The sequence below is a fragment of the Mesorhizobium sp. M1D.F.Ca.ET.231.01.1.1 genome (genome assembly GCF_003999155.2).
Classification (GTDB): Bacteria; Pseudomonadota; Alphaproteobacteria; order Rhizobiales; family Rhizobiaceae; genus Mesorhizobium.
Map to the genome: position 1 here is coordinate 389586 of NZ_RZOZ02000003.1, position 24810 is coordinate 414395.

The window sequence follows — 24810 nt, forward strand, 5'->3', positions numbered from 1 at the left end:
GCGGCGGCGAAAAAAAGAAAAGGCCCGGCAGAAGCCGGGCCCGAAGGAAAGGATGCGGGGAAGGATGCCGCGAAGCGGCTATTCGGCCGCTTCCTGCAGATGCGGCGCAGCGCCCAGAATGGTCGCGTCGACATGCTTCTCGAACTTCTCGAAGTTGACCGCGAACATGCCGACCAGCTTCGCGGCCTGGCGGTCGTAGGCCGGCTTGTCGGCCCAGGTCGAGCGCGGATCGAGGATGGCGCCGTCGACGCCCGGAACCGCCACCGGCACCTCGAAGCCGAAATTGACGTCGGTGCGGAATTCGGCGTCGTTGAGCGAGCCCTCGAGCGCCGCACCCAGCAGCGCGCGCGTCACCTTGATCGGCATGCGGCGGCCGGTGCCGTAGGCGCCGCCGGTCCAACCGGTGTTGACCAGCCAGCAGTCGACGCCGTGGCCCGCGATCAGCTGGCGCAGCAGATTGCCGTATTCGGACGGATGGCGCGGCATGAAGGGCGCGCCGAAGCAGGTCGAGAACGTCGCCTCGGGCTCGGTGACGCCCTTCTCGGTACCTGCGACCTTCGCGGTGTAGCCGGAGAGGAAGTGATACATAGCCTGCGCCGGCGTCAGCCTGGCGATCGGCGGCATGACGCCGAAGGCGTCGGCCGTCAGCATGATGATGTTCTTCGGATGACCGGCGCGGCCGGTCTTGCTGGCGTTGGGTATGTAATCGAGCGCATAGGCGCAGCGCGTGTTTTCAGTGAGGCTGCCGTCGTTGAAGTCCGGCACGCGGGCGGCGTCGAGCACGACATTCTCCAGCACCGTGCCGAAGCGCTGCGTGGTGGCGAAGATCTCGGGCTCCGCCTCGGCCGACAGCCGGATCGTCTTGGCGTAGCAGCCGCCCTCGAAGTTGAAGATGCCATGCGGACCCCAGCCGTGCTCGTCGTCGCCGATCAGCGTCCGCGACGGATCGGCCGACAGCGTCGTCTTGCCGGTTCCGGACAGGCCGAAGAAGACGGCCGCGTCGCCGGCGGGCCCTTCATTGGCCGAGCAATGCATCGGCATCACGCCCGTCTCCGGCAGCAGGTAGTTCAGCATGGTGAACACCGACTTCTTCATCTCGCCGGCATAGGACGTGCCGCCGATCAGCACGATCTTGCGGGTCAGGTCGACCGCGATCACCGTCTCCGTGCGGGTGCCGTGGCGGGCGGGATCGGCGCGGAAGGACGGCAGGTCGATGATCGTCATCTCCGGCACGAAGCGGTCGAGCTCCGAAGCTTCCGGGCGGATCAGGAGATTGCGGATGAACAGCGAATGCCAGGCGAATTCGGTGACGACCCGGACCGGCAAGCGGAACTCGGTGTCGGCGCCGCCGACCAGATCCTGCACATAGAGGTCCCTGGCCATCGCATGGGCGCGGAAATCGGCATGGAGCGCCTCGAACTCGGCCGGCGAGATCGCCTTGTTGTTGTCCCACCAGACATGCGGCCCGGTGTTGTCGTCGCGCACGACGAACTTGTCCTTCGGCGAGCGTCCGGTGTGCTGGCCGGTCTCGACAACCAGCGCGCCCTGCGCCGTCAATTTCGCCTCGCCGCGGCGGATCGCTTCCTCGTAGAGCTCGGCGGCGCCGAAATTGTATCGCACCGTGCCTGTAGTCTTCAGGCCGATCGCGTCAATGGCGTAGTCGGGGTTGCGTTTGCCGGCTTCCGACATCAAATTTCCTCTCTGGATTTTGGCCGCGTTTGACAGATGAATTGCCGGAACGCGCAAGGGCTAGATAGGCTCAGAACCAGAAAAGGCGAATGATATCAAATCTTTAATCGATTTAAAAAATTTGAAAGTTGTTTAAATCGTTTAGATGTGCAAAAAATCACAGAGATTGCCCAAAGGATTGGCAGGTTTTGTTCGTCCAATCCCGTTGCGGGTGCGATCGTGTGTAGCGGCAGGCCGCCCGTGACTTCGGACTGGGCCCGTGCCACATTTTGTACCCAATTTGTCCTGCAAAAGCCCTTTCTCGACGACAGAAGGGACAGCTCATGAGGGAGCCGCTTGAAATGGCAACAATCGCGCTTGTCGACGACGACCGCAATATTTTGACTTCGGTGTCGATCGCGCTCGAATCCGAGGGCTACCGCGTCGAAACCTACACCGACGGCGCGTCGGCGCTGGAAGGCCTGGCGGCGCGGCCGCCGAACCTCGCCATCCTCGACATCAAGATGCCGCGCATGGACGGCATGGAGCTGCTGCGCCGGATGCGGCAGAAATCCGACCTGCCGGTGATCTTCCTGACCTCGAAGGACGACGAGATCGACGAATTGTTCGGCCTCAAGATGGGTGCCGACGACTTCATCCGCAAACCGTTCTCGCAACGCCTCCTGGTCGAGCGGGTACGCGCGGTGCTGCGCCGCACCAGCGCCCGCGAGGCGGCCGCCAAGGCGCCCAGCCAGCAGGCGCGCTCGCTCGAGCGCGGCCAGCTGGTGATGGACCAGGAGCGGCACACCTGCACCTGGAAGGGCGAGCCGGTGACGCTGACGGTGACCGAGTTCCTGATCCTGCATTCGCTGGCGCAGCGCCCCGGTGTGGTAAAAAGCCGTGATGCGCTGATGGATTCGGCCTATGATGAGCAGGTCTATGTCGACGACCGCACCATCGACAGCCACATCAAGCGGCTGCGCAAGAAGTTCAAAGCCGTCGATGACGACTTCGAGATGATCGAAACCCTCTACGGAGTCGGGTACCGCTTCCGCGAAGCATGAGATAGTGAATGGTGAATGGTAAAATGGTACGAGCGGGCCACTTCATGACATGGGCCCCATCTCAAGCGCTCATTTCCATTCACCATTCACTATTCACCATTCACCAAGCAGGGACTGCTAGTCGATGGCAGTGGACGTAGAGCGAGGCAGGCGGGCGGGCGCGACGAAGCGCCCGTCGCGGATCGTGCCCGCATTCCTGTCGAAGATCACCGTGCCGATGCGCCGGTTTCTCGGCCACCACATCTTCTCCAGCCTGACGCGGCGCATCCTGTTCCTCAACCTGGCAGGCCTCGCCGTGCTGGTCACCGGCATTCTCTACCTCAACACCTTCCGCGACGGGCTGATCGACGCCCGCGTCGAAAGCCTGATGACGCAGGGCGAGATCATTGCCGGCGCCATCGCGGCGTCGGCGACGGTCGAGACCGACTCGATCAGCATCGATCCGGAAAAGCTGCTCGAGCTGCAGGCCGGGGAAAGCCTGGGGCCGGGTTCCGACCAGCTCGACAACCTCGATTTCCCGATCAATCCCGAACGCGTGGCGCCGGTGTTGAGAAGGCTGATCTCGCCGACCCGCACGCGCGCCCGCATCTATGACCGCGACGCCAACCTTCTGCTCGATTCGCGGCATCTCTATTCGCGCGGCCAGATCCTGCGCTACGACCTGCCGCCTGTCGACGACGAGCAGCCGGACCTTCTGGAGCGCGTCGAGAAATTCGTCTTCGACTTCTTCCGCAACAAGGACCTGCCCGTCTATCACGAGCAGCCCGGCGGCAACGGCGCGGCCTTCCCCGAAGTTGTCAAGGCGCTGACCGGCGGCCCCTCGACCATCGTGCGGGTGAGCGAGCAGGGCGAGCAGATCGTCTCGGTGGCGGTGCCGATCCAGCGCTTCCGCGCCGTGCTCGGTGTCTTGATGCTGTCCACCGAAGGCGGCGACATTGACAAGATCGTCGCGGCCGAGCGCAAGGCGATCCTGCGCGTGTTCGGCATCGCGGCGCTCGTCACCGCGATCCTGTCGCTGCTCTTGGCCTCCACCATCGCCAATCCGCTGCGACGGCTGTCAGCCGCCGCGGTGCGGGTGCGGCGCGGCGTCAAGAACCGCGAGGAGATCCCGGACTTCTCAGACCGCCAGGACGAGATTGGCAATCTGTCGATCGCGGTGCGCGACATGACCAACGCGCTCTATGCGCGCATCGAGGCGATCGAAAGCTTCGCCGCCGACGTCTCGCACGAGCTCAAGAACCCGCTGACCTCGCTGCGCAGCGCGGTCGAAACGCTGCCGCTGGCCAAGAACGACACCTCCCGCGCGCGTCTGATGGAGATCATCCAGCATGACGTGAAGCGGCTCGACCGGCTGATCACCGACATCTCCGATGCGTCGCGCCTCGACGCCGAATTGGCGCGCGAGGATGCCTCGACGGTCGACCTGAAGAAGTTCATCACCGATCTCGTCGCGGTCTCGCGCGAGACGACGCGCAACAAGAAGACGGTCGAGATCGAGCTCAAGGTCGCCAAGCTGCCGCAGGGCGTCAAAGGCTATGTCGTCGTCGGCCACGACCTCAGGATCGGCCAGGTCATCACCAACCTGATCGAGAATGCGCGTTCCTTCGTTCCCGAGGAGCACGGCCACATCGCCATCTCGCTGGCGCGCGCCGGCAAGTTCAACATCGTAACCGTCGACGACAACGGTCCTGGCATCAGGGCCGAAAAGATCGACCGCATCTTCGAGCGCTTCTACACCGACCGGCCGGCCGGCGAGGCCTTCGGCCAGAATTCCGGCCTCGGACTGTCGATCAGCCGCCAGATCGTCGAAGCGCATGGCGGCACGCTGACGGCGGAAAACATCCCCGGCACCAAGCCCGGCGAGATCAAGGGCGCGCGTTTCGTGGTGACGCTGCCGGCCGAAGGCTGATCTCCGGTCCAGACAGGATAGCAAGACACGACCATGTCCGATCCTGCCGCAAAGCCTGAGAATATCCACGCAACGGCGATCCTGATCGGCGAGCGCGGCGTGCTCATCACCGGGCCGTCCGGCGCCGGCAAGACGACGCTGGCGCTGACGCTCATCGACCATTGCCGGGCGCGCGGTCTGTTTTCGCGGCTGATCGGCGACGACAGGCTGCTTGCCGCCGCGCATGGCGGGCGGCTGGTCTGCCGCGCGCCGCCCATCATCGCCGGCCTCGCCGAAGTGCCGGGCTTCATGCCGCGCCCGCTGCCGTTCGAACCGGGCGGCGTGATCGACCTCCATATCCGGCTGGTGCCGAAGGCAGAAATGGCCCGTTTTCAGGAAGAAATCAGCGAGCCGGTCGCGGGCTGCCCGGTGCCGCGCATCGATCTTGCCGAGCGCAATGCCGTCACAGCCTTGCCGGCCGTGATGGCGCGGCTGTCGATCCTGCCTTTCTCGTGATCCGGTCCGGGTTTTTTGCTGCAATGCGTCAAAATGGCCCAGGCCGTCGCAATTTTGGGCTTGTCAACCGGCCGTGCGTCGACAAGATAGCGCTCCCGCCGCCTGGAATGGCCGGCGAACGTAAGATACGCCTGTAAAGCGGCGATGACGGGAGCCACCAAAGAATGATCGGACTCGTGCTCGTGACGCACGGTCAACTCGCCACCGAGTTCCGGCATGCCGTAGAACATGTGGTGGGGCCACAAGACAATTTCGAAACGGTCGCGATCGGCGCCGACGACGACATGGAGAAGCGCCGCGCCGACATCGTCGACGCGGTGGCGCGCGTCGACAGCGGCGCCGGCGTCATCGTGCTTACCGACATGTTCGGCGGCACGCCGTCCAACCTCGCCATCTCGGTGATGGAATCGGGCCGCACCGAGGTGATCGCCGGCATGAACCTGCCGATGCTGATCAAGCTCTCCTCGGTCCGCAAGGGCGACAACATGGCCGCCGCGCTCGACGAGGCGCAGGCCGCGGGACGCAAGTACATCAACGTCGCCAGCCAGCTTCTGAGCAGCAAATGAACGCCCATGCGCCGGAAAAGGACGAGGTGGTGCGAGAATTCCCGATCGTCAACCAGCGCGGCCTGCATGCCCGCGCCTCGGCCAAGTTCGTCCAGGTCGCCAGCGGCTTCGACGCCACCATCCATGTCGAGAAGGACGGCGTGAAGGTCGGCGGCACCTCGATCATGGGCCTGATGATGCTGGCGGCAAGCCCCGGCTATTCGATCCGCGTCACCGCCACCGGCCCGCAAGCGGGCCCGGCGATGGACGCGCTGGAGCAGCTGGTCGCCTCGCGCTTCGGCGAGGAAATCTGACGGCCAAGTTTTTGGCTTTTATGCAGAGCGAGGCACCTATGGGCGGGCCGCGATCTCTACAATCCAGCATGGCAGCAAGGCCAGGCCTATGATGCCGGGAGGACGTGGGCGTCAAAAAAGTGAGAGGGAAGCTCGGGACTAACCGGGCCAGAACACGCGTTGTCCTTAGAATAGGGTAGGAAACGCCCTCAAATAGAGCAAGCCTCGCCACAAAGGGCCGCTTGAAGGTAGCGGCAACGACAGGGCATGGCGCTCTCAAAATCGGAGGAATCCAATGGCACTCCTTGGAGGCGCCGCATTTGCGGCGGCGATGGCGCTTGGCTTGTGGTCGACCGCGGCGTCGGCGGCGACAGTGGTGGATGTCCAGCTTTGGGACCAAGGCGCGGGCATGGTGATGAAGACCGGCATGGCCTACCAAGCTCCCGGCCTCGATCTGTCAAAGGCGACGATGGGAGTGAAAGCGTCACGCTCCAGTGCGCCGGCAGGCGCCGTATCGTTCAAGGTCACCAACACCTCGAAGGGTACCGTCCATGAGATGATCGTCATGCATCTAAAGGACCCGACGCAACCGCTTCCCTATGTCGGGAGCGACGCAACGGTGGACGAAAGCAAGGCTGGGGACAGGGGCGAGGTCCCCGACCTCGCCCCGGGTAAATCAGGCACACTGACCGTGACCCTGGAACCGGGAAAGTACCTATTGATCTGCAATCAGCCGAAACACTTCGCCAGCGGCATGTGGGCCCTGTTTGAGGTCACCCAGTAGGCAGCACGGGTTGGCCTCTGCGCGCCGTGCCCCGGCTTGGCGAAACGCCGGACCACGTTCTTGCCACGGCCTTCATGTCCACTGGGCTAAGATCGCGGGGCCGGTCGCGAGGCTGAATGGCAAATGAAACGCGTCTCCGTTCATCGCGCACGAGCCGGCCCCTGTTCAAATGCCTGTCGTTATCCCAAAACCGCCGGGCATTTTCGGGCGACATGCATTGCTTCGAGGATATGCACGAATAAAGATTTCTTTATATCCCATTGTCGTTTGACGGCCGATCTGCTAGTCAGGCCGGCAATTCGCGCCCCTCCATGCGCCGTCCAGGCGCCGGCGCGATTTTGAAGACAATCACACCGGAGCACTGCCATGACGGGTAGCAAGGACTATGTGGTCGCCGACATCTCGCTTGCCGGCTGGGGCCGCAAGGAGATCGAGATCGCCGAAACCGAAATGCCGGGCCTGATGGCCTGCCGCGAGGAATTCGGCAACAAGAAGCCGCTCAAGGGCGCGCGCATCACCGGCTCGCTGCATATGACGATCCAGACGGCGGTGCTGATCGAGACGCTGAAGGCGCTGGGCGCCGATATCCGCTGGGCCTCCTGCAATATCTTCTCGACCCAGGATCATGCCGCCGCCGCGATCGCCGAGGCCGGCATTCCGGTGTTCGCCATCAAGGGCGAGTCGCTGGAGGACTATTGGGACTACACCGACCGGATCTTCCAGTGGGCCGACGGCGGCACCTCCAACATGATCCTCGACGACGGCGGCGACGCCACCATGTACATCCTGCTCGGCGCCCGCGCCGAGGCCGGCGAGGACGTGCTGTCCAATCCCGGCAGCGAAGAGGAGGAGATCCTGTTCGCCCAGATCAAGAAGCGCATGAAGGCCTCGCCCGGCTTCTTCGCCAAGCAGAAGGAAGCGATCCGCGGCGTCACCGAGGAGACCACCACCGGCGTCAACCGGCTCTACCAGCTGCAGAAGAAGGGCCTACTGCCCTTCCCGGCGATCAACGTCAACGATTCCGTCACCAAGTCGAAGTTCGACAACAAATACGGCTGCAAGGAATCGCTGGTCGACGGCATCCGCCGCGGCACCGACACCATGATGGCCGGCAAGGTCGCGGTGGTCTGCGGCTACGGCGACGTCGGTAAGGGCTCGTCGGCTTCGCTGCGCGGCGCCGGCGCCCGCGTCAAGGTGACCGAGGTCGACCCGATCTGCGCGCTGCAGGCGGCGATGGACGGCTTCGAGGTGGTGACGCTGGAAGACGCGGCCCCCACCGCCGACATCGTCATCACCACCACCGGCAACAAGGACGTCGTCACGCTCGACCATATGCGGGCGATGAAGGACATGGTGATCGTCGGCAATATCGGCCACTTCGACAACGAGATCCAGGTGGCGTCGCTGCGCAACCTGAAATGGACCAACGTCAAGCCGCAGGTGGACATGATCACCTTCCCGGACGGCAAGCGGATGATCCTTCTGTCCGAAGGCCGGCTGCTCAATCTCGGCAACGCCACCGGGCACCCGAGCTTCGTCATGTCGGCCTCGTTCACCAACCAGGTGCTGGCGCAGATCGAGCTTTTCACCAAGCACGGCCAGTACCAGAACCAGGTCTATGTGCTGCCCAAGCACCTCGACGAGAAGGTGGCGCGGCTGCATCTCGACAAGCTTGGCGCCAAACTGACCGCGCTGTCGGGCGAGCAGGCCGCCTATATCGGCGTGACGCCGCAGGGTCCGTACAAGCCGGAACACTACCGCTATTAACCAAAGCGAAGTTTCCTACAATATATTGAAGCCGGGTGTTGACATTCCGCCCGGCTTCATTTTTTGCGCCGGTGATTCTTCACGCCGATTCCAGCAGGCGTTATTGTTGTGATTCGCGGTCCGGGGACGTAAGGGCCGGAACGCATTCAGGGCGGTCTTGCATTCAAGCGGCGAAAGAGGACCAAGACATGCCGGGGGATAACCCGCCACGCGCGGGAAAGGCCGTTTCCGGCGGCCACGAGGATTCGATCACGACCGGCTCCGCCGCGACGGGCGGCGCTCTGCCATGGCGCGCCGGCGCCCGCCTCGGCTCGCTTCTTGCCGCCGCCACGCTTGCCGGCCCATTGCTTAGCTTCGCGGCGCGTGCCGACACCGGCATCGCGCAGGCGGCACCGGCGGTCGGCACGGTCGAGGTGATGCAGCTTGCCATGTTTGCCGGCGTCATGGGGGCGGCGCTCGTCTCCGCCATCTTCCTGATCCGCGAGCGGGCGCGGACGGCGTCGCAAAACGTCCAGCTCAGGGCGCGCATCGCCGACGTGAACGCGGCCCTGCAGCGCTCCGAGGCGCTGCTCAATTTGCGCGACCAGCGTGTCGTCGTGTGGAGTGCCGAGAACAAGAAGCCGGAGCTGATCGGCAGCCTGCCGCTCGAAAGCGGCGCGCCGGACGATCGGTCCGCCTTTCTCGCCTTCGGCCGCTGGCTGATGCCGCGCTCCGCCGCGGCACTCGAGAACGCCATAGCGGCGCTGCGCGACCAGGCGAAGGCCTTCGACCTGGTCATCGAGACTCAGGCGGGCATGCCACTCGAGGTGCATGGCCGCAAGAGCGCCATGCACGTGCTGGTCCGCTTCATCTCGCTGTCGGAAACCCTGCGCAGCCAGGCCCGGCTGAAGATCGAGAACCAGCGGCTCGGCGCCGACTACGACACCATGCTCGGCCTGCTTGACGCGCTGAAGATGCCGACATGGCTGCGCGCGGCCGACGGGCGGCTGAAATGGGTCAACCGGGCCTATGCCGAGGCGGTGGAAGCGGAAAGCGCGGAGGCGGCCGTGCGCGAGGCCAAGGAGTTCCTCGGCGGACAGGCGCGCGAGCAGATCGCCGAGCAGCACAAGTCGCGCCCCGTCTTCGAGCAGACTTTGTCGACGGTGATCGAAGGCGATCGCCACATGTTTTCGGTCACCGACTTCGCCAGCGCCGACGGCTCGGCGGGGCTCGCCTGCGACATCAGCGCCATCGAGACGATCCGCGCCGAATATGAGCGCACCGTGCGCAGCCATGCCGACACGCTGGACCAGCTCAACACGGCCGTGGCGATCTTCGATACGGACGAGAACCTGCGCTTCTTCAACCAGGCGTTCCAGAAACTGTGGGGCCTGGACGGCGGCTTCCTGCACAGCGCCCCCTCCAATGCGCTGCTGCTCGACCGGCTGCGCAGCGAAGGCAAGATCGCCGAGCAGCCGGAATGGCGGCGCTGGAAGGAAAACCTGCTCGGCGCCTATCGCGCCGTCGAATCGCAGGAGCACTGGTGGCACCTGCCGGACGGCAAGACGATCCGCGTGGTGGCCAACCCGCAGCCCAAGGGCGGCGTCACCTGGGTGTTCGAGAACCTGACCGAGAAGATGGACCTCGAAAGCCGCTACCAGACGGCGGTGCGCGTGCAGGGCGAGACGTTGGACAATCTGGCGGAAGGCGTGGCGGTGTTCGGTCCGGACGGGCGGCTTCGCCTGTCCAACCCCGCCTTCATCGCGCTGTGGGGGCTGACGCCGGACGCGATCAAGCCGAACGTGCATGTCTCGGCGATCCGCGACCTTTGCGACCGGCGCGCGGCAGACAGTCCGTGGGGCGGCTTCGCCGCCGCCATCACCGGCTTCGACGACGAGCGCCGCGACCGCCACGGCCAGACTGAGCTCGTCAACGGCACGGTGCTGAGCTATGCCGTGATCCACCTGCCCAACGGGCAGGTGATGATGACCTTCGTAGACGTCACCGACACCGTCAATGTCGAGCGGGCGCTGAAGGACAGGAACGAGGCACTGGAGAAGTCCGACCAGTTGAAGAACGAGTTCGTTCAGCACGTCTCCTATGAACTGCGCTCGCCGCTGACCAACATCATCGGCTTCACCGAGCTGTTGTCGCTGCCCGCCACCGGGCCGCTGACGCCGAAGCAGCGCGAATATGTCGAGCATGTCGGCTCGTCGTCCTCGGTGCTGCTCACCATCGTCAACGACATACTGGACCTGGCGACGGTTGACGCCGGCATCATGCAGCTCGACATTTCAGAGATGAGCATCGACAGGACCATCGCGGCTGCGGCCGAGCTGGTCGCCGACCGCCTGGAGGAGCACCGGATCAAGCTCCGGGTCGACGCGGCGGCGGCGCCAAAGAGCTTCCACGGCGACGAGATCCGTGTCCGCCAGATCCTCTACAATCTCTTGAGCAATGCCGCGAACTACGCGCCGGAGGCGAGCACGATCACGCTCGCCTGCCGCCAGCTTGCGGAAGGGGTCGAATTCTCAGTCCATGACGACGGGCCCGGCATGCCGCCGGACGTGCTGGAATCGGTCTTCCGCCGCTTCGAGCCGCGCGCCAATGGCGGCCGCCGGCGCGGCGCCGGACTGGGGCTGTCGATCGTCAAGAGCTTCGTCGAATTGCATGGCGGAACGGTGCGCATCGAAACCGGCATGGACAAGGGCACGACGGTCATCTGCACCTTCCCCGACACGCCCTCCGGCGGCATCCGCGAAGCGGCCGAGTAACGCGCTTTGGCAGAGACTGTTCTGGAACGTTTTCTCGCCGACGAGGCGGCGACGGCAAGGCTTGGCGAAGACCTCGCCATGGCGCTGCGCGCCGGCGACGCGATTGCGCTCAAAGGCGATCTCGGCGCCGGCAAGTCGACCTTGGCCCGTGCCCTGATCCGGGCGCTTGCCGATGACGCCAGCCTCGAAGTGCCGAGCCCGACCTTTACGCTGGTGCAGAGCTACGAGACGCGGGTCCCGGTCCATCATTTCGATCTCTACCGCCTGTCCTCGCCGGACGAGCTCGACGAGCTCGGCCTCGACGACGCGCTGGCGCAAGGCGCGGCGCTGATCGAATGGCCGGAACGGGCCGGGGACCGGCTGCCGCAGAATGCGATTTGGGTCGAACTCACCGAACATGGCGAAGGCCGGATCGCGAACCTGTCCGGGCAAGGAGCGGCATTCGAGCGCGTGGCGCGCTCGCTGGCTATGCGCGATTTCCTGGCCTCCGCCGGCTGGGGCGAGGCGAGCCGCCGTCATTTCGTCGGCGATGCATCGGCCCGCTCCTACGAGATCGTCTCGCTGCCCGGCCAGGCGCCGCGCGTGCTGATGAACTCGCCGCGCCTCGTGCTCGGCCCGCCGGTGCGCGACGGCAAGCCCTATGCGGTGATCGCCCACACGGCCCAATCCGTCACCGCCTTCGTCGCTATCGACCGGGCGCTGCTTGCCGCCGGCGTCAGCGTGCCGGTGATCCATGCGCAGGATCTCGACCAGGGCTTTTTGCTGCTCGAGCATCTCGGCTCGGAAGGATTTTTGGGCGGCGACGGCGAGCCCATCGCCGAACGCTACGAGGCAGCGGCTGAGCTACTCGCCATGATGCACGGCAGGGCGTGGCCGAGCCGCATGGAGGCCGCGCCCGGCGTGTTCCACGATGTGCCGCCCTTCGACCGCGACGCCATGCTGATCGAGGCGGACCTTCTGGTCGACTGGTATGTGCCGTGGATTTCGGGCAAGCCGGCAAGCGATGCACTGCGCGCCGGCTACCACAAGCAGTGGAACGCCCTGCTCGACCGGCTCTCGGGCGGCGAATACACGCTGATGCTGCGCGACTTCCATTCGCCCAATATCATCTGGCGCGGCGAGCGCTCCGGCCCCGACCGGCTCGGCATCGTCGACGTCCAGGACGCGCTGATCGGCCCGGCGGCTTACGACGTCGCCTCGCTTGCAATGGATGCGCGCGTCACCGTTTCGCCCGCGATCGAGCGGCGGACGGTCGCGGCCTATGTGGCGGCGCGGCGCGCCGCGGGCGCCTTCGACGAAGCGGCCTTCGCCGAGGCCTACGCGATCATGGCGGCGCAGCGCAATTCGAAGATCCTCGGCATCTTCGTGCGGCTCGAAAAGCGCGACGGGAAACCCTACTATCTGAAGCACCTGCCGCGCATCCGCGACTATCTGAGGCGGGCGCTGGCGCATCCGGCGCTTGCCGGCCTGAAGGAATTTTACATGGCCCACGGCCTTCTCGAGGAACGCTCGCCATGACGCCGAAGACCGCGATGGTGCTTGCGGCCGGCCTCGGCAAGCGCATGCGGCCGATCACCGACACGATACCGAAGCCGCTGGTGAAGATCGCCGGCAAGACCTTGCTCGACTGGGGGCTGGACAGCCTGGAAGCCGCCGGGGTCAGCAAGGCGGTCGTCAACGTGCATTATCTGCCGGAGCAGATCATCGCCCATGTCGCCGCTCGCCCGGCGCCGCGGATCGTCATCTCCGATGAGCGCGAGGCCCTGCTGGAATCGGCGGGCGGCATCGTCAAGGCGCTGCCGCTTTTGGGCAGTGGGCCCTTCTACATCATCAATGCCGACACCTTCTGGATCGACAGTGGTGAGCCAAGCCTCGAGCGGCTTGCCCTTGCGTGGGACGCCGCCAGAATGGATATTCTGCTGATGCTCACCGATCTCGACTCAGCGACCGGGCATTGCGTCGGCACCGATTTCCTGGTGGCTTCGGACGGCGCGTTGCGGCGTTCGAAGGGCGATCCAGCCGGCCTGATCTATGCCGGCGCGGCAATCGTCCATCCGCGCATCTTCAAGGACGCGCCCACGGGTTCGCATTCGCTCAACATCTATTTCGACAAGGCGATCGCCGCCGGGCGCCTGTTCGGGATGGCGATGAGAGGCCGCTGGATCACCGTCGGCACGCCCGACGCCATTCCGGCCGCCGAGGCGGCGGTCGCCGGCGCTCTAGCGAAAGCGGTATGAGCGGCTCGCGCCGCGTCTTCTCCATCCCGCCCGGAGCGCCGTTCCTGCCGACGCTGGCGGAGGCCTTGCTCGACGGCCGCCTCATCCCCGGCTTCCGCTTCAACGGCGATCCGCTGGCGCTCACCGACGCCACGATCTATGTGCCGACGCGGCGCGCGGCGCGCGCGCTGCGCGGCGCCTTCGTCGATATGCTTGGTCAGCGCTCGGCCATCCTGCCGACGGTGCGGCCGCTCGGCGAGTTCGACGAGGACGAGGCGGCCTTCGATGACGAGACGGCACCGGCAATCGATCACGCGCCGCCGATCGCGGCGCAGGAGCGGCTGTTGCTGCTGGCGCCTCTGGTGCGTGCCTGGAAGGAAAGCCTGCCGGCGCATGTCAGAGCACGCTTCAACGAGGAATTCGTCGTGCCGACCTCGGCCGCCGATGCCATCTGGCTGGCGCGCGACCTCGCGCGGCTGATGGACGAGATCGAAACCGAGGGCACGGACTGGGCCAAGCTCGCCACGCTTGTGACCGGCAACCTCGCCGGCTGGTGGCAGGTGACGCTCGATTTCCTCGGCATCGTCACCGACAACTGGCCGCGGCTGCTTGAAGAACGCAACCGCTCCAATCCGGCCGCGCATCGCAGCGCGCTGATCCGGCTGGTGGCGGCGCGGCTGAAGCGCAACCCGCCGGGCGGACCGGTGATAGCCGCCGGTTCGACCGGCTCGATTCCCGCGACCGCCGAGCTGCTCGCCGTGATCGCCGGCCTGCCCAATGGCGCCGTCGTGCTGCCCGGGCTCGACAGCGAGCTGGACGACGCGTCCTTTGCGGCCATTACGGCGCCCGGCGCGCGGCCGGCAACGCTTGGCCACCCGCAATACGGTCTCGCAAAGCTGATTGGCGGCATGCGCGTCCAGCGCCGCGATGTCGAGGCGATCGGCGCCGCCGCCCCGCATCTTGCGCTGCGCGCGGCTCTTGTCGGCGAGGCGCTGCGGCCGGCTGAGACCACCGAGCGCTGGACCGAGACGCGGCCACGTTTCGCGGCAAACGACGTCGAGCAGGCGCTGGCCGGCGTAACGCTGGTGGAAGCGGCCAACGAACGCGACGAAGCGGTGGCGATCGCGATCGCGCTGAAGCGCGCGGTCGAAGCGCCGGGCAGGCGCGCGGCGCTCGTCACCGGCGATCGGGCGCTGGCGCGACGCGTCTCGGCGGAACTGCTGCGCTTTGGGGTCGTTGCCGATGATTCCGGCGGCGCGCCGCTCAGCAATACGCCGGCGGCCAGCCTGCTCCGGCTGGCGCTCAACGCCGCGTTCCGGCCCGGCGATCCGGTAGGTTTGCTGTCGCTGCTCAAGCATCCGCTGCTTGGCCTCGGCCTCGAACGCCGGATCGTTCGCAAGGCGGCCGAGCTGATCGAGCTGGTTGCCTTGCGCGGCGGCACCGGCCGGCCGGACATCGCGTCGCTGGGCGAGCTTTTCGAGACGCGGCTCGCCGGTCTCAGCGGCGAGAGCCGTCCGCCATTCTGGTTCCCGCGCCTTACCGTGCGCGGCATCGAGCAGGCGCGGGACGTGCTTAGCCGTCTTACCGACGCGCTCTCGCCGCTCACGACTGTGCGCGGCGAGCAGCATGCCGACATCGCGACGCTGACGCGGGCGAGCGTCGTGGCGCTGGAAGGCCTTGGCCGCGCGGCCGACGGCAACCTGACCGACCTCTATGCCGGCGACGCGGGCGAGAAGCTCGCCGAGCTGCTGCGCGGGCTGGTCGCGGCATCCTCGCCCTTCACCTTCGCCGCGAGCGAATGGCCGGACGTGATGGAAGCGCTGATCGCGCCGGAAACGGTCAAGCCGGCGCAAGGCGCCGACCGCAACATCGCCATCTGGGGCGCGCTGGAAGCCCGATTGCAGAACGTCGACACGCTCGTCATCGGCGGGCTCAACGAAGGCGTGTGGCCGCGCAAACCCCAGAGCGACCGCTTCATGTCGCGGCTGATGAAGACCGGCATCGACCTCGAACCGCCCGAGCGGCGCATCGGCCTTGCCGCGCACGACTTCCAGATGGCGATGGGCAGTGAAACGGTGCTGCTGACGCGCTCGGCGCGATCCGGCGACGCGCCGGCGGTGCCGTCGCGCTGGCTGCAGCGCATCCTCACCTTCATCGGCAGGGACCAGGCGACGGTGCTTAGCCGGCGCGGCGACACGCTGCTTGCCTGGGCACGGGCGCTCGACGCCGGCGAAAGGAAGGATTTCGCGGCCCGCCCGCAGCCGAAGCCGCCGCTGCACCTGCGGCCGCAGCATTTCTCGGTCACCGAGATCGAGACGCTGCGCCGCGACCCCTATGCGATCTATGCCCGGCGCATTCTCGGCCTGATGCCGCTCGACCCGGTGATCCGCGACCCGGGCGCTGCCGAACGCGGCACGCTGTTCCACGAAATCCTGCATCTGTTCTCACGGCGGGTGGAGGATCCAAGGGCGCCGGGCGCACTGGCGAGCCTCATCGAAGCCGGGCGTATCGCATTTGCCGCAGCAGCGCTTCCGCCAGACATCGAGGCGGTGTGGTGGCCGCGCTTCGAAAAGCTCGCCGAAAACATCATCGAATGGGAGCATACCCGCGCCGACGCCGTCGCCGGACGCCATGCCGAGGAGCGCGCCGAAAGGACCGTCGTCGGCCGCACCGGCGTCACGCTCTCGGGCTATGCCGACCGCGTCGACCTGCTCGCCGGCGGCATGGCCGATATCCTCGATTATAAGACCGGCTCCTCGCCTTCCAAGGCGCAGGCACACACGCTCTTGTCGCCGCAACTCGCGCTCGAGGGCGCGCTGTTGCGGCGCGGCGCCTTCAGGGAGCTCGGCATCTGCGAACCTTCGCAGCTTGCCTTCGTGCGGCTGAAGCCGAATGGCGAGGTGTTCGAGGAATCGATCCTCGAATACAACCGCAAGCCGAAAACCGCCAACGAGCTTGCCGAGGAGGCCTGGGCGCGGCTGGAGCGATTGCTCTTACACTATGCCGACCCGCAGACGGGCTATCTGTCTCGCGCGCTGCCTTTCCGCGAGGGCGAGGCCGATGGCGATTACGACCATCTCGCCCGTGTCCTCGAATGGTCGGCCGGCGGCGCAAGCGAGGACGAGGCGGAAGGATGAAATATCCGATCCCCTCCGATACCGCCGCCAGCCAGGCGCGGGCCTCCGACCCGCAAAATTCCGCCTGGGTTTCGGCCAATGCCGGCTCGGGCAAGACGCATGTGCTGGCGCAGCGCGTCATCCGGCTTCTGCTCAACGGCACCGATCCATCGAAGATCCTGTGCCTCACCTATACGCGCGCCGCCGCGGCCAACATGTCGAACCGGGTGTTCTCGACGCTGTCGGAATGGACCGCCCTGCCCGATCCCGAACTTGCGTCGCGGATCGCGGCGCTCGACGGGCGCGGCGCCGACCGCAACACCATGCGGCGCGCGCGCCGATTGTTCGCCGAGGCGCTTGAGACGCCGGGCGGGCTGAAAATCCAGACCATCCACGCCTTCTGCGAATCGGTGCTGCACCAGTTTCCGCTCGAGGCCAACATCCCGGCGCATTTCGAGATGCTCGATCCGCAGATGGAGGCCTCGCTGTTCGCCGATGCCCGCCGCGACATGATTTCGGGCGCGGGCGCCGGCGTCGAAGGCCTGGCGGAAGCCTTTGCCACGGTGCTGGAGCGCGGCGGCGAATTCGGGCTCGACATGCTGCTTTCCGAGATCGTCGGCAAGCGCGACGACTTGCGCGGCTTCATCGCCAAGATCGGCAAGGGCCGGGATTTCCGGCCGCTGTTTGCCGAATTCGGCTTCAGGCCTGGGCAGACGGCCGAGGACATCGCCGCTTCCGTCTGGCCGCTGCCGGGCTTTGCGCCCGGCCAGTTCGCCGAGTTCGCGCGCGCCGCTGAAGCCGCCGGCGCAAGGCAGGTGCTGAACAACGTGCTGCCTTACGCGCAGGGCGCCTTTGCCGAGGCCGACCCGATCCGGCGGCTGGGCCTGCTTGCCAAGGCGTTTCTGCGCTCCGACGGCGACCCCTACGATCCGCCGAAGATCTTCAAGAAGGCCCTGGTCGACCGGCTGCCCGACCTGCCCGAGCGCTACCTGACGGCGGCCAAGGCCATCCTCGACGTGTCGGACCGACTGGCGCTGTTCCGCATGCTCGAAGGCACGGCCGCCGCGCTCACCGTCGCCGGCTGGCTGATCGCCCGCTACGAGCAGCTGAAGCGAAGCCGCGGCTTCCTCGACTTCAACGACCTGATCACCCGCACCGTCAGCCTGCTGTCGCGGCCGGATGCGGGCCCCTGGGTGCAGTTCAAGCTCGACCAGGGCATCGACCACATCCTGCTCGACGAGGCGCAGGACACCAGCCCCGACCAGTGGGAGGTGGTGAAGAAGCTGACGGAAGAGTTCTTTGCCGGGCTCGGGCAGCGCGAAGCGGTCAAGCGCACGGTATTCGCCGTCGGCGACGAAAAGCAGTCGATCTACTCCTTCCAGGGTGCTGCGCCGGATTCCTTCGCCGAAAGCCGGCTTTTGTTTGCCGGCCGCGTGCGCGCCGCCGAAGCCGCCTTCGCCGACCTAAAGCTCACCTGGTCGTTCCGCTCCAGCGACGACGTACTGGCCGCCGTCGACCGCGTCTTTGCCGAGCCTGCTGTGCGGCGCGGCATCAGCCACGATCCCGATCCGCTCAGCCACAAGGCGATCCGCAACGACGCGCCGGGCTATGTCGAGCTGTGGCCTTCGATCGGCGCCGAAATGGTCGAGGAACCGGACGACTGGACCTTGCCGGTCAACCATGCCAGCGCGCCGGCGGTGCGCGTGGCGGAGCATGTCGCCACGACCATCCAGGCCTGGCTGCGCAATGGCGAAATCATCGAGGGCAAGGGCCGGAGGCTGACCGCCGGCGACATCCTTGTCCTGGTGCGCAAGCGCGACCGCTTCGTGCACGCGTTGTCGCGCAGCCTCAAGAACCGGCAGATCCCGGTCGCCGGCGCCGACAGGCTGAGCCTGCCCGGCCATATCGCCGTGCAGGACCTGATCGCGCTCGGCCATTTCCTGATCCAGCCGGAGGACGACCTGTCCCTGGCCGCGGTGCTGCGCAGCCCGATCTTCGAGGTTTCGGAAGAGACCTTGCTTGCGCTCGCCGGCGAGAGACCGAAAGGCCAGTCGCTGATCGCCTCGCTGAGGCAGCGTGCTGCTGGAGACGAGGCCCTTGCCGTTATCGTCAGCCGGCTCGACGCCTGGGCGAACGAGGTCGCCTTCAAGCCGGTGTTCGAGTTCTATGCCGCGGCGCTTTCGCGCGATGGCCTGCGGCGCAGGATGACGGCCCGGCTCGGGCCGGAAGCCGGCGACATTCTCGACGAATTCCTGAGCTTCTGCCTGGCCGAGGAGCGCACCGGCCTGCCGGGGCTGGAAGCCTTCCTCTCGACGCTCGAAAACGCGGGCCCCGAGATCAAGCGCGAGATGGATCAGACCCGCGACGAAGTGCGCGTTATGACCGTGCATGCCGCGAAAGGCCTGGAAGCGCCTGTCGTTTTCCTGGTCGATGGCGGCTCGGCGCCGTTCAGCGACCAGCATCTGCCGCGGCTGATGGCCTTCGAAGGCTCGGGCGCTGAGTGGAAGGGCAAGGGCTATCTCTGGCGCTCGGCCAGCGACGTCGCCAATGGGGTTTCGCGGGCGGCCTCGGCGCGGGCGCGCGAGCTTGCCGACGACGAATACCGGCGGCTGCTCTATGTCGGCATGACGCGCGCCGAGGACCGGCTGATCGTCTGCGGCTATCACGGCAAGCGGGCGCCGAGCACCGGAACCTGGCATTCGATCGTCAGCCGGGCGCTGCTGGGTGCGCCCGAAAGCGCGGAGCGCCGGCACCCGGCGACGGCCGAGGTGGCCGTGCATCGCTTCCACATGACCAGGCTGCCGCCGGTGGCTTTCGCGCGGGCCGACGAGACAACGCCATTCGATCACGCGGCGCCGCTGCCGGACGGCCTGTTCCGGCCTGTGCCGCCCTATGAGGAGCTGCCGCGACCGCTGTCGCCCTCCGGCGCCTCGGCGCTGATCGAGGAGACGTCGCAAAGCTTGCCCGACACACGCTCGCCGGTGCTCGACGCCGTGGCCGAGCCCGGCTTTGCGGTGATGCGCGGGCTGGCCCTGCACAAATTGCTGCAGATGCTGCCGGGCATCGGCGAGGATGAAAGGCCTAACGCCGCGGAACGCTATCTGGCGCGCGCCGGCGCCGATTGGCCGGCCGAGGAGCGCGACAAGGCGTTGGAAGCGGTGCTTTCGATCCTGTCCGACAGCCGCTTCGGCGCGCTGTTCTCGCCGTCCTCGCGGGCCGAGGTCGCGGTCATGGGCAGCCTGGACGTGAAAGGCACGCTGCGCTCGATCTCCGGCAAGATCGACCGGCTGGCCGTCACGCCGGAAAAAGTCTCGATCGTCGACTACAAGACCAACCGGCCGGCGCCCGCGAGCCTGGCCGAGGTGCCGCCGGCTTACGTGCTGCAGCTTGCGCTCTACCGCGCGCTGCTCAAGCCGCTCTATCCCGGCCGGGAGGTGTCGGCTGCACTGCTCTTCACCGAGGCGCCACGCCTGATCGAGCTGCCGGCAAAGGCCATGGACGATGCCCTTGCCCGACTCACGGGAGCGTGACACAAGAACTGCTTGAAGATCGCCGCCACGACCACCACATTTGGTGCAACCCGAGTTTTCGAAAGGATTTCAGCATGGCCACCGTCAAGGTTGACAAGGGCAATTTCCAGGCCGATGTGCTCAACGCCAAGGAGCCGGTCGTGGTGGATTTCTGGGCGGAATGGTGCGGCCCGTGCAAGATGATCGGCCCGTCGCTGGAAGAGATCGCCAACGAGCTGGGCTCCAAGGTCAAGGTCGCCAAGCTCAACATCGACGAGAACCCCGAGTTGGCCGCGCAGTATGGCGTGCGCTCGATCCCGACGCTGATGATCTTCAAGGGCGGCGAAGTGGCCGACATGAAGGTGGGCGCGGCGCCGAAGACCGCGCTGTCGCACTGGATCAACGGCAGCCTCGCCTGAGCCAAGCCAAAGATTTCGACTGATGAGCCCGGCCATCGTGCCGGGCTTTTTCTTGGCCGGCTTTTTCCTGGCGCCATCGCTGATGGCGCTCTGGCCCTGACGCCGAGACCTGCCATCTCCTCTCTTACAAGAAAAGGAGGAGTTCATGACCGGAACAGCCAAGGCCACCGTGTTCATCGACAATGAGCGGGTCATCGTCACCGAATACCGCTTCGCGCCCGGCGCCAACACCGGCTGGCACCGCCACGGCCACGATTATGTCGTCGTGCCGCTGATGGACGGCAAGGTGAAGCTGGTGACCAAGGACGGCGCCACCTTCGCCGAGATGAAGAAAGGCGCGCCCTATTTCCGCGGGGAAGGCGTCGAGCACGACGTCATCAACGCCAATGACGGCGAATACGCGTTCATCGAAATCGAGCTGAAGTAAACGCCGTCACCAGTCGGCGACGCGGTCGCCGCCGGCGAATTGCGCGCTTTTGGCGGTATATTCGAACATCTCGATCCGCACGCCGTTCGGGTCGGTGATCCAGGCTTGAAAAGTGTCGTCGCAGGCGAGCTTCTTCGGCGTCACATCGACGCCTTTCGACCGGATATGGGCGATTGCCGCCTCGATATCCTCCACCTCCAGGCAGAAGTGGTTGATCTGGTTCATCCCGCTGTAGCTGGCCTCGATTTTCTCGAACACCTCGACATGGCTGCGGCCGCCGCAATCGAGATAGAAGCCGAAGACCTTGCCGTGGCGCAGGAAGTTGAACCGCGTGTCCATGCCGAGCACGTCGCGATAGAAGCTGCGCGTCGCCTCCAGGTCATGCGCGAAGATGCAGACATGGGCGAGTTGTTTCACTCTGATCACGACCGGTTCCTTTCGGCCCCCGCCGAAATGTCCCAGGCTCTTTTCCTGAGTAGTTTTGTCACGTTGCGCAATTCCGGACGGAAAACCGCTACGCACTTTTCCTGGAATTGCTGTTTTTGTTTGCGCAATTCCGGACGGAAAACCGCTACGCACTTTTCCTGGAATTGCTTAAGTCGGCGGCGTGCCGTTCTCGTCCAGCACCGCGCCGGCGAAATAGAGCGAGCCGCCGATCAAGATGCGCGGCGCCGGGCCGTCCCAGCTGTCGCGCAACAGCATCAGCGCGTTGGCGACCGAGCCGACCGGCTCGGCGGACAGGCCGGCCTCGGTGGCGCGCAGCGCCAGCTCGTCGTTCGGCACGCCGGCATCGCTCGTGCTCACCGGCACCGTGTAGACATGCCGGACGAGCCCCTTGAAGGCGCTGAAATAGCCGGTCTGGTCCTTGGTGTTGATCATGCCGGAGATGAGGATCAGCGGCCGCGGGTTCTTTTCCTCCTGCTCGGCCAACGCCTCGGCGATGACGACGCCGGCGCCTGGATTGTGGCCGCCGTCGAGCCAGATCTCGGCGCCCTTGGGCGCCAGGTCCACCAGGCTGCCCTGCGACAATTTCTGCATCCGGGCCGGCCAGGCGACTTTGGCCATCGCCTTTTCGGCGGCGCGGTGACCGATCTCGAAGCCGGCCGCCTTGACCGCGGCGATCGCCGCGGCGGCATTGGCGAACTGGTGCCGCCCCGGCAGGCGCGGCAGCGGCAGGTCCATCAGGCCGTCCTCGTCCTGATAGACCATGCGGCCATTTTCCTCGAAGGCCAGGAAATCCTGGCCGTAGACGACGGTCGGGCAGTCGAGCCGCTCGGCGGTCTCGATCAGCACCTCGAGCGCCGTCTCGCTTTCCTGCGCGCCGATCACCACCGGGCAGCCGCGCTTCATGATGCCGGCCTTTTCGGCGGCGATCAGCTCGACGCGATCGCCGAGATAGGCTTCATGATCCATCGATATCGGCATGATCACCGAGACGGCGGGCCGCCCGATGACATTGGTGGCATCGAACCGGCCGCCGAGGCCGACCTCGATGATCGCGGCTTCGGCCGAATGCTCGGAAAACAAAATGAACGTGACGGCGGTCAGTATCTCGAAGACGGTGATCTTCTGGCCTCCATTGGCCTTCGCCACGCGCGCGATCGCCTCGGCAAAGACCTGATCGTCGACCAGCTTGCCGCCGCTCTCGGCCGCCAGCCGGTAGCGCTCGTGCCAGTTCACCAGATGCGGCGAGGTGTGCACGTGGACAAGGTGGCCAGCCGCCTCCAGCAGCGCGCGCGCGAAGGCGGCGCAGGAGCCCTTGCCGTTGGTGCCGGCGATATGGATGACCGGCGGCAGCCGGTCCTGCGGATCGCCGAGACGCTCGAGCAGGCGGGTGATGCGGTCCAGCGAAAGGTCGAAGCCTTTCGGGTGGAGCGTCATCAGATGTTCGATTTCGCGGTCGGCGGCGAGCGTTGTCATGGCGGAATCCTAGCGCATGACCCCGAAAACCGGAAATCGGTTTTCGGGGTCATGCGCGATCTAGTAGCTACTGCGCACCGCGGCTGGCGCGCAATCGCGGTTCGCGGCGAACGATGTCGCGTCAGGCCTGCGGCCGCGCTTCCGGCTGGGGCAGCGCCGGCGGCAGGATCTCCGGCTCCACCGGCTTCTCGGCCGCCGGCACCTTGAGCAGCATCCTCAGCAGCCGCGCGATGGTCTGGCGCATCTCCAGACGCGAGACCACCATGTCGACCATACCGTGCTCCATCAGATACTCGGCGCGCTGGAAGCCGTCGGGCAGCTTCTCGCGGATGGTCTGCTCGATGACGCGCGGCCCGGCAAAGCCGATCAACGCGCCGGGCTCGGCAATGTGGACGTCGCCCAGCATGGCGTAGGACGCGGTGACGCCGCCGGTGGTCGGATTGGTGAGCACGACGATATAGGGCAGGCCGGCTTCCTTCAGCCGGTCGACGCCCACCGTGGTGCGTGGCAACTGCATCAGCGACAGGATGCCTTCCTGCATGCGGGCGCCGCCGGAGGCAGCAAACAGGATCAGCGGGCGCCTGCGCTGCAGGGCAACCTCGAAAGCATGCACGATGGCATCGCCCGCCGCCATGCCGAGCGAGCCGCCCATGAAGGCGAAATCCTGCACGGTGACGATGACCGGCAGGCCATCGATGGTGCCGGCGGCGTTGAGGATCGCATCTTCGAGGCCGGTCTTGGCCTTCGCCTCCTTCAGGCGGTCAGTGTAGCGCTTCTCGTCACGGAACTTCAGCGGGTCCTGGACGACCTTGGGGTTTTCCAGCGTCTCGTATTTGCCGTCGTCGAAGAAGTATTTCAGCCGCTCCTTGGCGGAGATCTTCATGTGATGGCCGGAGGACGGGATGACGAACTGGTTGGATTCGAGATCCTTGTGGAAGATCATCTCGCCGGTCTCGGGATCCTTGATCCAGAGGTTTTCCGGCATGTCGGTGCGCCGGCCGAGCATCGAATTGATCTTCGGGCGAACGTAGTTCGTGATCCAGTTCATCGCTTCGGCTCCTGTCCTGACGAAGAGGTAGGAAAGCTATTCGGCGGCAGCAAGGCGGGCCGTACGGACGCCCTGGGCAAGGCCGCTGACCAGCGTGGCGACGGCTTCGGCCGGATCGGCGGTCTTCTCGCCCTTCGGTCCGAGCACATTGGCGACCGCGTTGACGATGGCGGTGCCGACGACGACGCCGTCGGCCGAGGCGCCGATCACCCGCGCCTGCTCGGCGGTCTTGACGCCGAAGCCGACGCAGACCGGCAGCGCGGTGTGACCCTTGATGCGCTTGACCGCCGCCGCAACCTTGGCGGTGTCGGCAAGGGCGGAGCCGGTGATGCCGGTCATCGAGACGTAATAGACGAAGCCGGAGGTGTTCTCCAAAACCTTGGGCAGGCGCTTGTCGTCGGTGGTCGGCGTCGCCAGGCGGATGAAGTTGATGCCGGCCTTCAGCGCCGGGATGCAAAGCTCCTCGTCCATCTCGGGCGGCAGGTCGACGACGATCAGGCCGTCGATGCCGCTCGCCTTGGCATCGACGAGGAAGCGATCGACGCCGTAGATGTAGATCGGATTGTAGTAGCCCATCAAAACGATCGGCGTCTCGTCGTCGCCGGCGCGGAATTCGGACGCCATCTTCAACGTCTTGACCAGCGTCTGGCCGCCTTTCAGCGCCCTGAGACCCGCCGCCTGGATGGCCGGGCCGTCGGCCATCGGATCGGAGAACGGCATGCCGAGCTCGATGACGTCGGCGCCCGAGGTGGGCAGTGCCTTCATGATGGACAGCGAGGTATCGTAATCAGGATCGCCGCCCATGATGTAGGTGACGAGGGCCGGGCGGCCTTCGGACTTCAATTTCGCCATGCGGCGGTCGATGCGGGTGGTCATT

General features: G+C 66.0%; 19 protein-coding genes. 14 read left to right on the top strand and 5 right to left on the bottom strand.

Features of this window, described 5'->3' with window-relative positions:
* Positions 1 to 78 precede the first annotated feature (78 nt).
* Positions 79 to 1689 (bottom strand): phosphoenolpyruvate carboxykinase, encoded by a 1611-nt coding sequence (locus tag EN874_RS11365; RefSeq protein WP_127424851.1) that lies wholly within the window; start codon positions 1687 to 1689, stop codon positions 79 to 81.
* A gap of 341 nt (positions 1690 to 2030) precedes the next feature.
* On the opposite strand from EN874_RS11365, the gene EN874_RS11370 reads away from it, so the two are divergent.
* From EN874_RS11370 to EN874_RS11440, 14 genes are all read left to right on the top strand, one after another.
* Complete coding sequence (locus EN874_RS11370; protein ID WP_006201274.1) at positions 2031 to 2732, top strand: response regulator transcription factor; 702 nt, start codon at positions 2031 to 2033, stop codon at positions 2730 to 2732.
* A gap of 124 nt (positions 2733 to 2856) precedes the next feature.
* Positions 2857 to 4641 (top strand): sensor histidine kinase, encoded by a 1785-nt coding sequence (locus EN874_RS11375; RefSeq protein WP_126086527.1) that lies wholly within the window; start codon positions 2857 to 2859, stop codon positions 4639 to 4641.
* A 33-nt stretch (positions 4642 to 4674) separates the two neighbouring features.
* On the top strand, positions 4675 to 5136 hold the full coding sequence (locus tag EN874_RS11380) for an HPr kinase/phosphorylase (RefSeq protein ID WP_126086528.1): 462 nt from the start codon (positions 4675 to 4677) through the stop codon (positions 5134 to 5136).
* Between the two features lie 164 nt (positions 5137 to 5300).
* Complete coding sequence (locus EN874_RS11390; RefSeq protein ID WP_126086530.1) at positions 5301 to 5702, top strand: PTS sugar transporter subunit IIA; 402 nt, start codon at positions 5301 to 5303, stop codon at positions 5700 to 5702.
* The gene (locus tag EN874_RS11395) at positions 5699 to 5995 is read left to right on the top strand and encodes an HPr family phosphocarrier protein (protein ID WP_067323867.1); all 297 of its coding nucleotides are present in this window, start codon (positions 5699 to 5701) and stop codon (positions 5993 to 5995) included. Before EN874_RS11390 ends, EN874_RS11395 begins: the two co-directional genes overlap by 4 nt.
* Positions 5996 to 6269: 274 nt before the next feature.
* Positions 6270 to 6758 (top strand): hypothetical protein, encoded by a 489-nt coding sequence (locus EN874_RS11400; RefSeq protein ID WP_245513535.1) that lies wholly within the window; start codon positions 6270 to 6272, stop codon positions 6756 to 6758.
* Positions 6759 to 7124: 366 nt separating this feature from the next.
* Positions 7125 to 8525, top strand: a complete 1401-nt coding sequence (ahcY, locus tag EN874_RS11405) for an adenosylhomocysteinase (RefSeq protein WP_127424853.1) — start codon at positions 7125 to 7127, stop codon at positions 8523 to 8525.
* Positions 8526 to 8713: 188 nt separating this feature from the next.
* Positions 8714 to 11278 carry a PAS domain-containing sensor histidine kinase gene (locus tag EN874_RS11410; protein WP_127424854.1) on the top strand — a complete coding sequence of 855 codons (2565 nt, stop codon included), beginning with the start codon at positions 8714 to 8716 and terminating at the stop codon, positions 11276 to 11278.
* A gap of 6 nt (positions 11279 to 11284) precedes the next feature.
* Entirely contained in the window at positions 11285 to 12796 is a 1512-nt protein-coding gene (gene tsaE / locus EN874_RS11415) for a tRNA (adenosine(37)-N6)-threonylcarbamoyltransferase complex ATPase subunit type 1 TsaE (RefSeq protein WP_127424855.1), read from the top strand.
* A complete protein-coding gene (locus tag EN874_RS11420; RefSeq protein WP_127424856.1) occupies positions 12793 to 13515 on the top strand; it encodes a nucleotidyltransferase family protein in 723 nt (240 codons plus the stop codon). The genes tsaE and EN874_RS11420 overlap by 4 nt, the downstream gene beginning before the upstream one ends.
* Entirely contained in the window at positions 13512 to 16631 is a 3120-nt protein-coding gene (addB, locus tag EN874_RS11425; protein WP_127424857.1) for a double-strand break repair protein AddB, read from the top strand. Before EN874_RS11420 ends, addB begins: the two co-directional genes overlap by 4 nt.
* Positions 16628 to 20140 carry a double-strand break repair helicase AddA gene (addA, locus tag EN874_RS11430; RefSeq protein WP_127424858.1) on the top strand — a complete coding sequence of 1171 codons (3513 nt, stop codon included), beginning with the start codon at positions 16628 to 16630 and terminating at the stop codon, positions 20138 to 20140. The genes addB and addA overlap by 4 nt, the downstream gene beginning before the upstream one ends.
* 74 nt (positions 20141 to 20214) lie before the next feature.
* Positions 20215 to 20538 (top strand): thioredoxin, encoded by a 324-nt coding sequence (trxA, locus tag EN874_RS11435; RefSeq protein ID WP_126086537.1) that lies wholly within the window; start codon positions 20215 to 20217, stop codon positions 20536 to 20538.
* 145 nt (positions 20539 to 20683) lie between these two features.
* A complete protein-coding gene (locus EN874_RS11440) occupies positions 20684 to 20965 on the top strand; it encodes a cupin domain-containing protein (protein ID WP_127424859.1) in 282 nt (93 codons plus the stop codon).
* 6 nt (positions 20966 to 20971) lie between these two features.
* On the opposite strand, the gene EN874_RS11445 is transcribed toward EN874_RS11440, so the two are convergent.
* The 4 genes from EN874_RS11445 to trpA form a co-directional block, all read right to left on the bottom strand.
* The gene (locus EN874_RS11445) at positions 20972 to 21391 is read right to left on the bottom strand and encodes a VOC family protein (protein WP_127424860.1); all 420 of its coding nucleotides are present in this window, start codon (positions 21389 to 21391) and stop codon (positions 20972 to 20974) included.
* Positions 21392 to 21559: 168 nt separating this feature from the next.
* Complete coding sequence (locus EN874_RS11455; RefSeq protein WP_127424861.1) at positions 21560 to 22885, bottom strand: folylpolyglutamate synthase/dihydrofolate synthase family protein; 1326 nt, start codon at positions 22883 to 22885, stop codon at positions 21560 to 21562.
* Between the two features lie 121 nt (positions 22886 to 23006).
* Positions 23007 to 23933: an acetyl-CoA carboxylase, carboxyltransferase subunit beta gene (accD, locus tag EN874_RS11460; protein WP_127424862.1), complete on the bottom strand. Its 927-nt coding sequence runs from the start codon at positions 23931 to 23933 to the stop codon at positions 23007 to 23009.
* Between the two features lie 36 nt (positions 23934 to 23969).
* Positions 23970 to 24809, bottom strand: coding sequence for a tryptophan synthase subunit alpha (trpA, locus tag EN874_RS11465; protein ID WP_126086542.1), 840 nt, complete (start codon positions 24807 to 24809; stop codon positions 23970 to 23972).
* Position 24810: the final 1 nt, after the last annotated feature.